Annotated in this window: 11 protein-coding genes and 2 pseudogenes; 5 read left to right on the forward strand and 8 right to left on the reverse strand. The window is 70.9% G+C overall.

Annotated elements, in window-relative coordinates:
• The first annotated feature begins 33 nt into the window (after window positions 1-33).
• The 4 genes from IF67_RS0104205 (at window position 34) to IF67_RS0104220 (ending at window position 5,541) form a co-directional block, all read left to right on the forward strand.
• On the forward strand, window positions 34-2,487 hold the full coding sequence (locus IF67_RS0104205; protein ID WP_030982212.1) for a polysaccharide lyase 8 family protein: 2,454 nt from the start codon (window positions 34-36) through the stop codon (window positions 2,485-2,487).
• A gap of 215 nt (window positions 2,488-2,702) precedes the next feature.
• The gene (locus IF67_RS0104210) at window positions 2,703-4,286 is read left to right on the forward strand and encodes an acyl-CoA carboxylase subunit beta (RefSeq protein WP_030982213.1); all 1,584 of its coding nucleotides are present in this window, start codon (window positions 2,703-2,705) and stop codon (window positions 4,284-4,286) included.
• A gap of 55 nt (window positions 4,287-4,341) precedes the next feature.
• Window positions 4,342-4,548, forward strand: coding sequence for an acyl-CoA carboxylase epsilon subunit (locus tag IF67_RS0104215; RefSeq protein ID WP_030982214.1), 207 nt, complete (start codon window positions 4,342-4,344; stop codon window positions 4,546-4,548).
• Window positions 4,549-4,887: 339 nt separating this feature from the next.
• Window positions 4,888-5,541, forward strand: a complete 654-nt coding sequence (locus tag IF67_RS0104220) for a DUF4360 domain-containing protein (RefSeq protein WP_030982215.1) — start codon at window positions 4,888-4,890, stop codon at window positions 5,539-5,541.
• Window positions 5,542-5,590: 49 nt separating this feature from the next.
• Here IF67_RS0104220 and IF67_RS0104225 read toward each other — a convergent pair whose 3' ends face one another.
• The gene (locus tag IF67_RS0104225) at window positions 5,591-6,205 is read right to left on the reverse strand and encodes an MFS transporter (protein ID WP_324608865.1); all 615 of its coding nucleotides are present in this window, start codon (window positions 6,203-6,205) and stop codon (window positions 5,591-5,593) included.
• Window positions 6,206-6,217: 12 nt separating this feature from the next.
• Between IF67_RS0104225 and IF67_RS0104230 the strand changes: the two are divergent.
• Window positions 6,218-6,664, forward strand: a pseudogene (locus tag IF67_RS0104230) (DAK2 domain-containing protein); the annotation flags it as partial.
• Window positions 6,665-6,772: 108 nt separating this feature from the next.
• Here IF67_RS0104230 and IF67_RS0104235 read toward each other — a convergent pair.
• The 7 genes and pseudogenes from IF67_RS0104235 to IF67_RS0104265 all read right to left on the reverse strand — a co-directional run bounded on the left by IF67_RS0104235 (window position 6,773) and on the right by IF67_RS0104265 (window position 13,162).
• Window positions 6,773-7,196 (reverse strand): annotated as a pseudogene (locus IF67_RS0104235) (GTP-binding protein).
• Window positions 7,177-7,767, reverse strand: coding sequence for a DUF742 domain-containing protein (locus IF67_RS0104240; RefSeq protein ID WP_030982222.1), 591 nt, complete (start codon window positions 7,765-7,767; stop codon window positions 7,177-7,179). Before IF67_RS0104240 ends, IF67_RS0104235 begins: the two are co-directional and overlap by 20 nt.
• A gap of 84 nt (window positions 7,768-7,851) precedes the next feature.
• Window positions 7,852-8,265 carry a roadblock/LC7 domain-containing protein gene (locus IF67_RS0104245; RefSeq protein ID WP_018087204.1) on the reverse strand — a complete coding sequence of 138 codons (414 nt, stop codon included), beginning with the start codon at window positions 8,263-8,265 and terminating at the stop codon, window positions 7,852-7,854.
• A 10-nt stretch (window positions 8,266-8,275) separates the two neighbouring features.
• Complete coding sequence (locus IF67_RS0104250) at window positions 8,276-11,356, reverse strand: nitrate- and nitrite sensing domain-containing protein (protein WP_030982224.1); 3,081 nt, start codon at window positions 11,354-11,356, stop codon at window positions 8,276-8,278.
• A gap of 400 nt (window positions 11,357-11,756) precedes the next feature.
• Entirely contained in the window at window positions 11,757-12,254 is a 498-nt protein-coding gene (locus IF67_RS0104255) for a GTP-binding protein (RefSeq protein ID WP_078889247.1), read from the reverse strand.
• Window positions 12,235-12,645: a DUF742 domain-containing protein gene (locus IF67_RS0104260; protein ID WP_030087818.1), complete on the reverse strand. Its 411-nt coding sequence runs from the start codon at window positions 12,643-12,645 to the stop codon at window positions 12,235-12,237. The genes IF67_RS0104255 and IF67_RS0104260 overlap by 20 nt, the downstream gene beginning before the upstream one ends.
• Before the next feature lie 103 nt (window positions 12,646-12,748).
• Window positions 12,749-13,162 (reverse strand): roadblock/LC7 domain-containing protein, encoded by a 414-nt coding sequence (locus IF67_RS0104265; RefSeq protein WP_018087200.1) that lies wholly within the window; start codon window positions 13,160-13,162, stop codon window positions 12,749-12,751.
• Window positions 13,163-13,167: the final 5 nt, after the last annotated feature.

Genomic DNA, 13,167 nt, shown 5'->3' on the forward strand with positions numbered 1-13,167 from the left:
ACAGCGCAGTTGACGCCATGGAGAGGACCGACCGTGCCGCCTGTCTCCGCCACGTCCGTCTGGTCACGCCGAGGATTTCTCGCCACCGCCACCGCGAGTGCGCTCGGCCTCGCCGCCCGCCCAGCCCACGCCACCCCCGGGCCGGCCACCGCTGCCGCGGACGAGTTCGCCGCCCTCCGCGGCCGCTGGTGCGAGCTCACCCTCGGCAGCGGCTTCGACCCCGCCGCCCCGCCGTACGCCGCCGCCCTCCAGGAGACCGGCGCCCTCGCGAGCACCTTCCAGGCGAGCATGCGCCCGGCCGCCGGCTCCCTCTGGCCGGACTGCCGCTACGACCCGCCGTCCGGCATCACCCAGAGCTACAGCCGGCTCGCCACCATGGCCCAGGCCTACGTCCAGCCCGGCACCGGCCGCACCGGCGACCCCGGCCTCGCCGCCGCCCTCGTCACGGGGCTCGGCCACCTCGACGACACCGTCTACAACACCGCCACCACCCGCTACGGCAACTGGTGGGAGTGGCAGATCGGCAGCCCCGGACTCCTCCTCGACACCCTCGCCCTCCTCGACGAGTACCTGCCCGACGGGGGTCCCGGTGACGAGCTGCGCGCCCGCTGCCTGGCCGCCGTCGACCACTTCGTCCCCGACACCATGCTCGGCGACTACACCGGGACCAGCACCGGAGCCAACCGCGTCGACCTGTGCCGGGTCGTGGCACTGCGCGGCATCCTCGGCCGCGCCCCCGCCAAGATCGCACTGGCCCGCGACGCCCTCTCACCGGTCTTCCCCTACGTCACCAAGGGCGACGGCCTCTACGCCGACGGCTCCTTCGTCCAGCACACCTGGGTCGCCTACTCCGGCACCTACGGCTATGTCCTGCTGGACGGTCTGGGCCGGCTGTTCACCCTGCTCGGCGGCTCGTCCTGGCAGGTCACCGATCCGGCACGGCAGATCGTCCTCGACAGCGTCGAGCGGGCCTACGCCCCGCTGCTCCACAACGGCCTGATGATGGACCTCGTCAACGGCCGCGCCGTCAGCCGCGGCTATCTGCGCAGCGACGAACGGCACGTCCTGCGCAGCGACCACTACCACGGCCATGCGCTGATCGCCGCCATCGCGCTCCTCGCCCAGGGCGCGAGCGACGCCGAGCGGGACCGCTGGCACGCCATGGTCAAGGGCTGGATCGCCCGCGACCGTACGCTTCCGGTCCTCACCGACCGGCAGTACACGGTCGCCGACCTCGCCCGCCTCCGCAAGATCGCCGACGGCCCCACGGCCGCCGCCCCCGAACCCGTCGGCCACCGGCTGTTCCCGGCCATGGACCGCGCCGTGCACCGCCGCCCCGGCTGGGCCGCCGGCCTGGCCATGGCCTCCGACCGCATCACGTACTACGAGAACGGCAACGGCGAGAACCCGCACGGCTGGCACACCGGCGCCGGGATGCTCTACTGGTGGCGCGCCGACTCCGGGGGCGACTCCGGCGGCGACCAGTACACCGACGCCTTCTGGCCCACCGTCGACCCCTGCCGGCTCCCCGGCACGACCGTCTCCACCAAACGGCTGGCCGACAACGAAGGCGGCGGCTGGGGCGAGCCCAAGCCTGCCGCGCGCTGGGTCGGCGGCACCACCGACGGCGAATTCGCCGCGATCGGCCAGGACCTCCGCGGCCTCGCCTCGACCCTCACCGCCAGGAAATCCTGGTTCGCCCTCGCGGACTGCATCGTCTGCCTGGGCGCCGGTATCACCTCCCGCGATGGGGTGCCCGCCGAGACGGTCGTCGACAACCGCCGCCTGGGCAGGTCCGGCACCGCGGAGCTCACCGTCGACGGCGTACGACAACCCGGCACACCCGGCACGACCACCTCCTTCCCCCGCGCCCACTGGGCCCACCTCGCCGGACACGGCGGCTACGTCTTCCCCGGCGGCGCCCCCCTGAAGGCGCTGCGCGAGGACCGCACCGGCTCCTGGCGCGACATCAACACCACTTCCTCCCCCCAGCCCTTCACCCGCCGCTACCTCACGCTCTGGCACGACCACGGCACCGACCCGGCCGACGCCGGCTACGCCTACCTCCTCATGCCGGGCGCCACCGCCCGTGCCCTCGCCGCCCGCGCCGCCGACCGGCGCTGGCTGACCCGGCTCGCCAACGACTCCGGGCGGCAGGCGATCGCCGTCGACCCGCTCGGCGTAACGGCCGCCAACTTCTGGCGGGCCGGCAGCGCGGGCCCGCTCACCAGCAGCGGCCCGGCGAGCGTGCTGGTCCGTGAGCGGCGCGGGCGGCGGCCGGACGGGCGCGGCCGGACGGCGCGGCTGTGCGTCGCCGCCCCGGAACGCACCGGCGATACGCTGGAGATCTCCTGGTCACGGCCGGTACGCGCGGTGCTCGCCCAGGACCCGGCGATCGAGGTGCTGGCCACCGGGCGCGCCCTGCGGCTGCGCGTGACCCCGGGGACCGGCTGCGCCACCCACACCTGCACGGTGCGGCTGGGCTGACCGGGTCGACCGGGCCCGATCAGCCGGTCGCGACAACATCACTCCGCCGTTGTTTGTCGACCTCATACAGAGGCGGGGCGGCGCCGCCACCCGAACGGACGCCGGGACGCGGGGCCCGTACAGCACGGTTCTGTACTGCCTGCCCACCAAATCGCATGCGACGTTGTACGAAACCGACATCGGTGTGCGGCGCCTCCCCCACGTACCGTCGATACATGACCACTGTCGAAGATGTGCCCGCCGGCGCCAACGACGCCCGCGGGCGCGTCGCCGAACTGCACGCCATCCGTGAGCAGGTCCGGCGAGGCCCCAGCGAGCGTGCCACCGAAGCGCAGCGTGCCAAGGGCAAGCTGACGGCCCGCGAGCGGATCGAGCTGCTGCTGGACGAGGGTTCGTTCAACGAGGTCGAGCCGCTGCGGCGGCACCGGGCGACGGGCTTCGGCCTGGAGGCGAAGAAGCCCTACACGGACGGTGTGATCACCGGCTGGGGCACCGTGCACGGCCGGACCGTGTTCACCTACGCGCACGACTTCCGGATCTTCGGCGGCGCGCTGGGCGAGGCCCACGCCACCAAGATCCACAAGATCATGGACATGGCCATCCAGGCCGGTGCCCCGCTGGTGTCGCTGAACGACGGCGCCGGTGCCCGTATCCAGGAGGGCGTCTCCGCGCTCGCCGGCTACGGCGGCATCTTCCAGCGCAACACCAAGGCCTCGGGTGTCATCCCGCAGATCTCCGTCATGCTCGGCCCCTGCGCCGGCGGCGCCGCCTACTCCCCGGCCCTGACCGACTTCGTCTTCATGGTCCGCGAGACCTCGCAGATGTTCATCACCGGCCCCGACGTGGTGCGTGCGGTGACCGGCGAGGAGATCACCCAGAACGGCCTGGGCGGCGCCGATGTGCACGCCGAGACCTCGGGCGTGGCCCACTTCGCGTACGACGACGAGGCCACCTGCCTGGAGGAGGTCCGCTACCTCCTCTCCCTGCTGCCGGCGAACAACCGGGAGAACCCGCCGTCGGTGCCCTGCGAGGACCCCGCCGACCGCTCCGGTGACGCCCTGCTGGACCTGGTCCCGGCCGACGGCAACCGCCCGTACGACATGCGCAAGGTCATCGAGGAGATCGTCGACGACGGCGAGTTCCTCGAGGTCCACGAGCGCTGGGCGACCAACATCATCTGCGCGCTGTCCCGGCTCGACGGGCGGGTCGTGGGCATCATCGCCAACCAGCCGCAGTCGCTGGCCGGTGTGCTGGACATCGAGGCGTCCGAGAAGTCCGCCCGCTTCGTCCAGATGTGCGACGCCTTCAACATCCCGATCGTCACCCTGCTCGACGTCCCCGGCTTCCTGCCGGGCGTCTCCCAGGAGCACGGCGGCATCATCCGGCACGGCGCCAAGCTGCTCTACGCCTACTGCAACGCCACCGTCCCGCGGATCTCGCTCGTGCTGCGCAAGGCGTACGGCGGCGCCTACATCGTCATGGACTCGCAGTCCATCGGTGCCGACCTGACCTACGCCTGGCCCACCAACGAGATCGCGGTGATGGGCGCCGAGGGTGCCGCCAACGTCATCTTCCGCAAGCAGATCGCCGAGGCGGACGACTCCGAGGCCATGCGGGTGCGCATGGTCAAGGAGTACAAGTCCGAGCTGATGCACCCCTATTACGCGGCCGAGCGCGGCCTGGTCGACGACGTCATCGACCCGGCCGAAACCCGCCACACGCTCATCCGTGCCCTGGAGATGCTGCGCACCAAGCACGCGGATCTGCCCGCCCGTAAGCACGGCAACCCGCCCCAGTAGCCACGCCCCGCACCCGCACCCGGCACGACGCCACCGCGACGACGGAGAAGACACCGTGAATCCTGCCCACCGAACCGACCCGATCCGCGTGGAGAAGGGCCAGGCCAGCGAGGAAGAGCTCGCCGCCCTGACCGCCGTGCTGCTGGCCCGCGCCGCCCACCAGCCGGCCGCCGCCCCGTCCCGCCCGCACGCCACGGCCGCCCGCTGGCGCCGCCTCGAGCGCCAGAACGGCTTCCACGGAGCGACCAGCTGGCAGCGCTGAACGCCTTACCGAACGGCGAGGGGCCCGCAGATGCGGGCCCCTCGCCGTTTTGTGGTGGAGAGCCGGTTCGGGCACGGCGACGTTGGCCGGCACCCCGGCCGCGGCAGCACGTAAGGGATATACCGCCCAACAGCCGCACAAGCAACGGGATATGAGGCCTCATCGGTTTTCGGACGCGGTGTTCCGGTTTGGCATGTGGTGTCCGGATCAAGGCGTAGATTCGCCCCAACCCTGGGGAGCAGAGCTGTTCAAGCCGCCACCGCCGTGCTGGCATGCGCTCGTCATCCCACTCCTGGTGTTCCCGCACCGCGGGCCCTAGGACGACCGGAAGGAAAGCCCATGCTCAGCACGCTCAGTGCTGGTGCCGCAGTGGCATCGTTGCTCCTCGCCGGATCGGCATCCCCCACCACCGCACGGTTCGGCGACGACCCGCCGCCCGGAAAGATCACCATAACCGTCGCCACGGTCAACGGATCGGGTTGCAGACCCGGCAGCGCCGCCGTGGCCATCGCCCCCGACAACACCGCCTTCACCGTCACCTACAGCGAGTACCTCGCCCAGGCGGGCGCCGGCAGCAAGCCGACCGACTCCCGCAAGAACTGCCAGATCGCACTGAACGTGCATGTCCCGCAGGGCTTCACCTACGCGGTCGCCCGGGCCGACTACCGGGGCTACGCGTCCCTGGCGCCGGGCGCGCGGGGGCTGGAGCAGGCGGGCTACTACTTCCAGGGCCAGCAGCAGACGGCCCGCAAGAGCCACACCTTCACCGGCCCCTACGACTCCAACTGGCAGACCTCGGACGAGACCGACGTCGACGCGCTCGTGTACGCACCCTGCGGCGAGGAGCGCTACTTCAACATCAACACCGAAATGAGGGTGGACGCCAAGTCGGCGGACCCCAAGGCCACCAGCTACATGGCCATGGACTCCACCGACGGCAGCATCAACACCCTGTACCACTTCGCATGGAAGCAGTGCCCCGCGCGCAAGTGAGGCCCGGGCGGTGAAGGGGGCCCGTACGCACCGGCGTACGGGCCCCCGGTCAGGCGCGCAGGGCCGTCTGTCCGACCGGCGGCGCGGCCGGGGGAGCGGGCGTCGCCGGCTCGTCCGGCAGCGTCAGGCAGAGGGTCAGCAGCGCGGACACGACATACAGCCCGGCGAAGATCAGCACCACGCCGGCCGGTCCCAGCGGGCCGAGGAAGAGGCTGACGACGGCCGGACCGACGAAGGCGGCGCCGCCCGCACCGAGGTTGAGGAGCGCCATCGCGCTGCCCTTGTTCTCGGGTGCCAGGGCGGGCACCAGGGCGGAGATCGGGACGAACCCGGCCAGCGTGATGCCGTAGAGCATGCCGACCACGATCGCGACCCAGTAGTGGCCGCCGACGACCTTGGGGACGAAGTACAGGGCCAGGGTCGTCACCGCGCAGTCCAGGCCGCCGAAGGCGGCGATCGTACGGCGCCAGCCGATCGTGTCGCCGATGACGCCGAACAGCAGATTGCACAGGACATGGGTGCCGTAGATGACGGCGAGCAGGGTCAGCCAGCGGCCCTCGCCGAAGCCCAGCTCCTTGGAGAAGAAGCTGGGCAGAAAGACCAGGAAGCCGAACTCCGGCGCGGTGTTGATGACGCGGACGACGCAGCCGACGGCGACCCGCACTCGGCCGGCACCGCGCTGCTCGCCGCCGGCCTCGCCCTGGCCGACGCCTCGGGCGGCGTGTCCGGGGCCCTGTACGGCGCTCTGCCGGCCGAAACCGGCGCCGTACTGACCAAGGCCCCGGCGGGCCGCGGCGGTTCCCCGAGCGCGCTGTTCGCCGACGCCGCGGACGCCGCCCAGCGGGCCGTCGGCGAACTCGGCGGCGCCGCGGTGGGGGAGAAGGCGATGCTGGACGCCCTGGACCCCTTCCGCCGCGCACTGCGCGCCCGCGCGGGGCAGGCGCTGCCCACGGCGTGGCAGGCGGCCGCCGAGGCCGCCACCCGGGCCGCCGCCGACACCGCACAGCTCGTCCCGGCCCGCGGCCGCGCCGCCCGGATGGGTGGGCTCGGCCACGGCCACCCGGACGCCGGGGCGGTCTCCCTCGCGCTGATCCTCACGGCCGTCGGCACCACCCTCCGCTGAGCCCACCGGCGGCCGGACACGACGAAGGCCCCCGCACCTGACCGGTGTGGGGGCCTTTCGTCATACGCGGCGTGCGGGCACGGGGAGCCCGTCCGCGGTCCGGCGCCTTCAGCGCAGGCGCGCCATCAGCGCGTGCTCCACGAGCGTGATGAGCGCGCTCTTGGCCTCGCTGCGGTGCCGGGCGTCCGTCACGATGATCGGCGCGTCCGGGCCGATCTGAAGCGCCTCACGTACCTCGTCGGGCGTGTAGGGCTGGTGTCCGTCGAAGCCGTTGAGGGCGATGACGAACGGCAGACCGCTGTTCTCGAAGTAGTCGACCGCGGGGAAGCAGTCGGCGAGACGGCGGGTGTCGACCAGCACCACCGCGCCGATGGCGCCACGGACCAGGTCGTCCCACATGAACCAGAAACGGTCCTGGCCCGGCTGAGACGGCCCCGACGAACGTGGTCTTGCCCACGCCGAAGCCGCCCGCCACCACGATTTTCGCGGAGGTGGTGGAGCGGGCTGCACCGCTAGAGCTTGCGAAGTCCACTGAGCACCCTTTCGAGCAGTGTCACATCTGGCTGTCCGCCGGCGGTCTCGTCCCCGCCGGGCTGATGGATGGCGACGAGTCCGGCTTCCGCCAGGTCGGCGACGAGGATCCGGGCGACGCCGAGGGGGATGGAGAGAAGCGCGGAGATCTCGGCAACTGACTTGATCTCACGGCAGAGGTGGCAGATGCGCTGGTGCTCCGGCAGCTGGCCCTGCATCTTCGCGGGGTCGGCGGTCGTGCTGACCAGCGCCTCGATGGCGAGCTGGTAGCGCGGCCTGGTCCGGCCTCCGGTCATGGCGTACGGGCGCACGAGCGGGTTGTTCGCACCCGTGGGCGCGGGCTCGGGCGCGCGCCGCTGCGGCTGTACCGGCTGGATGCGCGGTGCCTGCGGCTGGTCGTACACCGACGGCTCGTACGGCTGGGAGTCGTACGGCCGGGGCTGCTGCTGCGGGGGCCGCTGCGGCCGGCGGCTCGGCGCAGACGGGAAGTTGAAGCGGTTGCTATGGGTCTCGCCCACAGGCCCGGACTCCTGTCCGGAACCATACGGGTATCCGCTCGGGGGCGTTGCCACGTCTCCTCCTTCAACTTGCCTGTCTGACGCCGGTCGCGCCACCGAACCATAAGGCGCGGTGGCGGGAAACGCACTGCCTGTTTGTTAGTTGAGAAGGCTGCCCTGGAGTTCGGCGCGCAGATCCGGCGTCAGCACCGTGCCCGCGCGGTCGACCAGCAGCGCCATCTCGTAACCGACCAGGCCGATGTCGCACTCGGGGTGTGCGAGCACGGCCAGCGACGATCCGTCCGAAACGGACATGATGAAGAGGAAACCGCGCTCCATCTCCACCACGGTCTGGTTGACGCTCCCGCCCTCGAAGATGCGGGAAGCGCCGGAGGTCAGCGAGGTGAGGCCGGAGGCCACCGCCGCCAACTGATCGGCTCTGTCACGAGGGAAACCCTCGGACATGGCGAGGAGCAGCCCGTCCGCGGAGACCACGACCGTGTGGGACACCCCAGGGGTGTTGTCCACGAAGTTGGTGATCAACCAGTTCAGATTCTGCGCCGCCTGGCTCATCGGGCTCACACTAACGCTCCTGATCGTAGGTGCTGCCGGGGCCGTAGCCCTGTTGGTCATTCTGGGGGACCCCGTTGGGGTCCGTTCCGACGTTGCGTCCCTGCTGGACTCCGCGGCGCAGGTTACTCAGCCTGCCGCGGACGTCCTCCGGGGCGCGGGAGACCTGGGGGCCGCCCTGCGGCGTCTGCTCCGCGGCGCCTTCGACCAGGTTGGCCTTGGGCACCCGCCGCGGGAGGCCGGAAGAGGTGACTCCGCCCGCCTTCGGCTCGCGCAGCTGCTCCGCCCGCTCCCAGCGATCATCGTTGGAGCTGCGCCAGTCGGAGCCGTCCTGGCCGGTCTCCGGCGCGCTCCGTTGCTGCTGCACCTGCGGTGCCTGCTGGTCGCGGCCTCCGCGGCGCGGAAGGCCGGCGTCCGTCAGCGACGGGGCGTCGCTCGGTGTGGGGCCCGGACGCTCGAATGGTACGCGCTCGGGCGCGTCAGCGGGAGCGGCAGTTGTATTCCGGTCAGATTCCGCTTCGGTCCCGAAGTAGCTCTCGAATGCGGGGCGTTCGGGCCATTCGTCCGGCTGTGCCGCTTCGTGGGAGACGAAAGGCTGCTGGCCGGTGGTCTCCGCGAAGCCCGGCTGGCCGAAGGCCTGGTTGCCGTGCGACCGGTCGTCGTAGAGCGGTTGATCGGCTTCCGCATATGCCTGGGAGGGGTAGTCCTGGTAGGCGCCGCCGGACGGCGCCTCGTCCCGGAAGAGCGGACGCTCGCCCCCCTCGGCTTCCTGCTCACCGACCGTCTGCGCCTCCAGGGCGGCCCGGCGCTCCTCGCGGAGCAGCGAGCGGCCCACCATGTCCATGTCCCCGGTGTCCGGGCGGCTGTAGCGGGTGTCGTCGAAGCCCAGCTCGGCGGCGGTGCGCTGATGGTTCTCGTACGACGCCTGCTGGTGCTCGGGAACGATACGGGAGACCGTGAAGTCGTCCTCGTACTGCTCCTCGCCGCCACCACCGTGGGTGATCGCCTCGGGCAGCATGACCAGGGACGTGGTGCCCGCCTGCTCGCCGGAGGGGCGCAGCTGCACCCGGATCCCGTGCCGGTCGGCCAGCCGGCCGACCACGAACAGGCCCATGCGCTGGGAGATCGCGGCATCCACGCTCGGCGGGTTGGCCAGCTTGTGGTTGATGTCCGCGAAGTCCTCGGGGGTGAGCCCGATGCCCTTGTCGTGGATCTCGATCATGACCCGGCCGTCGGGCAGCCGGGTCGCGGCCACCCGCACCTTGGTCTGCGGGGAGGAGAACGTGGTGGCGTTCTCCAGCAGCTCGGACAGCAGGTGCACGAGGTCGGTCACGGCGGTGCCGTGGATCTCGCTCTCGGGGACGCCGGTGAGCTCGATCCGCTCGTACGACTCGACCTCGGAGGTCGCCGCCCGCACGACGTCGATCAGCGGCACCGGCTGGTTCCAGCGGCGGCCGGGCTCCTCGCCCGCGAGGATGAGGAGGTTCTCGCCGTTGCGCCGCATACGCGTGGCGAGGTGGTCGAGCCGGAAGAGGCTCTCCAGCTGGTCCGGGTCCGCCTCGTTGTTCTCCAGGTCGGTGATCAGCTCCAGCTGGCGCTCGATCAGGCCCTGGTTACGGCTCGAGAGGTTGGTGAAGATCGCGTTGACGTTGCCCCGCAGCAGCGCCTGCTCGGCGGCGAGCCGGACGGCCTCGCGGTGCACCTGGTCGAAGGCGCGGGCGACCTCGCCGATCTCGTCGGTGGTGGAGATCGGGATGGGCTGCACACGGGTGTCGACCCGGCCCGGGTCGGTCCGCGAGAGCTGGTCGACCAGCATCGGCAGCCGCTGCTCGGCGATGCCGAAGGCGGCGGTACGCAGCTGGCGCATGTTGCGGCTCATCCGGCGGGCCATCAGACCGGCCACGACGAACGCGATGATCAGCGCGGCCAGCACGATGCCGGAGTCGACGAAGGTGGACTGCCGGGCGTCCTCGGAGATCTGGGCCGCTTCGTTCACGGCCTTGTCCGCCAGGTCCTTCTCGATGGACCGGTACATGTCGAACTTGCCGGTCGCAGCCGCGAAGTAGGTGTCCGAGGTGATGCCCCGCACGCTCAGCGTCTCCGGCGCCGCGCCGGTGGCGATGAGGGTGCCCATCTGGTCGATCGACGGCGGGGTGCGGAACGGCTGTCCTGCGGCCTGCGCCTGCGACTTCGCCCGTGCGATCTTCTGCTGCGCGGCCTGCTTGAGCTCGCCGGCGTCCTTGTTCAGCCGCTCGACGTCCTCGGGCGTGCCGCCGGAGGTGTACTCGCCGATGGCGATGCCCTCCAGATAGCGGTACGACGCGAAGGCGGTCAGCTGGAGCTTGTGCTCCTTGCCGCCCTGCGGGGTCGCCGGGTCGACCAGGAGGTGGGTGCCGATGGAGCGCTGGAGCGACTCGGCGGCCTTGGCCAGCGCGATGGCGTAGACCGTACGGCCGTACGAGGTGATGTTGCCGGTGCCCAGGCCGAGCTCGTTGGCGAACTCCATCAGCGGGTGCTGGACCTCGACATAGCCCTCTTCGGTCTGCACGCCGCGCAGCTTGGAGGTGTAGGCGGCCTGGCGCAGCTTCTGGAGCTTGGGCTCGACCTTCTCGAACACGGCGAGACGGCGCTTGAGGCCCGGCTTGTCCGGTATGGCCTTGGCGGCCTCGTGGAAGGTGTCGGCGGCGCTGTCGGTGGCGTCCCGCGCCTGCTGGACGACCGGGTCGTCCTTCTTGCCCTTCAGCAGCGGTGCCGCGGTGCGGTCCCGCTCATCGATCAGGGCGGTGCTGTAGGAAGCCGCGGCGCGCACCAGCTTCGCGGTGTTCTCCGCGTCCTGCGCTTCCTGCCAGGTGCCGAACGAGCTGTCCACCCGCAGACCGCCGAAGACCAGGGCGACCAGCACGGGGATCAGCAGAATGGCGTTCAGGCGGGTCGCCACGCGCCAGTTGCGCGGGGAGTACTTGCCGCCACTTACCGGAGGCTTCGCGACCGTATTTTCGGGCGCGTCGGAAGCCGGTAGGCCACCTCTGGGTGGCGGGGTGAAGTTGCCCCGCCGCGTTTCCTGCGGCTCGGGGCTCGCCTTGCTTCGCCTCACTCGACCAACAACCTCTCGGCGCCGGCACTTATTTGCTGTGCCGCTTCTTCTGGGCGTTCCTACTCCGGAGTTCAGCGAATTTCAGCACGTCAGGGCGGTGCGTTCCAAACACTGGGTAAAGCTGGAGCAGGGGCGAAAGGCCATTAGATAAAAGGGGCGTTAAGGGCGAGCCGCGCCAAAGTGCAAGAGATTTGTGAGCGCAGCGAAGCCGGGCATGCGCACGGGGTGTCGAAAGCCCGCTGATTCACTGTCGAAACGTTATGAAGCAAATTTGTGGGCGTGTCGAAGGACACAGATCCACTCACGGATGCCGGGAACCCGCCCAGGGCAGGGGGTGCGCCCCCGCCGGTGACAACTGCCGTACGGCCCGCACCCGGTGCGGGGCGGGCCGTCGGTGGGCTTACTGGAGCCGCGCCATCAGCGCGTGCTCCACGAGCGTGATGAGCGCGCTCTTGGCCTCGCCGCGGTGGCGGGCGTCGGTCATGATGATCGGGGCCCCCGGGCCGATCTGAAGCGCCTCACGCACCTCGTCCGGTGTATGGGGCTGGTAGCCCTCGAAACCGTTGAGGGCGATGACGAACGGCAGACCGCTGTTCTCGAAGTAGTCGACCGCCGCAAAGCAGTCGGCGAGACGGCGGGTGTCGACCAGCACCACCGCGCCGATGGCGCCACGGACCAGGTCGTCCCACATGAACCAGAAACGGTCCTGGCCCGGCTCGTCGATACCCGCCGAGGCGGAGGTCATCACGGCCTCCGTGCGCAGCGGATCGATCTCCGAGACGGCTCCGACGAACGTGGTCTTGCCCACGCCGAAACCGCCCGCCACCACGATCTTGGCGGAGGTCGTGGCGGGGGCTCTGTTCCCGTCGGATCCGCTGTCAGAGCTTGCGAAGTCCACTGAGCACCCTCTCGAGCAAGGTCACATCCGGCGTGCCGCCGGCCTCACCACTGCCACCGGGCTGGTGGATCGCCACCATCCCGGCCTCTGCCAGGTCCGCGACCAGAATCCGCGCCACCCCCAGCGGGATGTGCAACAGCGCGGAGACCTCGGCAACCGACTTCACCTCACGGCACAGGTGGCAGATCCGCTGGTGCTCGGGCAGCAGCCCGGGCAGCTGAGAGGGGTCGGCGGTCGTGCTGACCAGCGCCTCGATGGCGAGCTGGTAGCGCGGCCTGGTCCGGCCTCCGGTCATGGCGTACGGGCGCACCAGCGGCTGGTCACCTTCGCTCCCGTACGGCGCTTGGCTGTACGCGCCGTACGGGCCGGAAGTGGCAGGTGGCGGGGTCATGGGTCCTCCGGGCGGGACAACGGACTGTCGTCGGGTGGGGCCGGTGGGGGGTGCGGCTCATGGATGTGGTGGTGCTGAACTGTGCGGCGCTGCGGGCGCCGCGTCAGTGCAGCAGACTGCCTTGCAGTTCGGCGCGGAGGTCGGGCGTCAGGACCGTGCCTGCGCGGTCGACCAGCAGCGCCATCTCGTAGCCGACCAGACCGATGTCGCACTCGGGGTGTGCGAGCACGGCCAGCGACGATCCGTCCGAGACCGACATGATGAAGAGGAACCCCCGCTCCATCTCCACGACGGTCTGGTTGACCGTTCCCCCTTCGAAGATGCGGGAGGCGCCGGAGGTCAGCGAGGTCAGGCCGGAGGCCACCGCCGCCAACTGATCGGCACGGTCGCGAGGGAAGCCCTCGGACATCGCGAGGAGCAGCCCGTCCGCGGAGACCACCACCGTGTGCGACACCCCAGGGGTGTTGTCCACGAAGTTGGTGATCAACCAGTTCAGATTCTGCGCCGCCTGGCTCATCGGAC

The organism is Streptomyces sp. NRRL S-1813 (assembly GCF_000719605.1).
Classification (GTDB): Bacteria; Actinomycetota; Actinomycetes; order Streptomycetales; family Streptomycetaceae; genus Streptomyces; species Streptomyces decoyicus.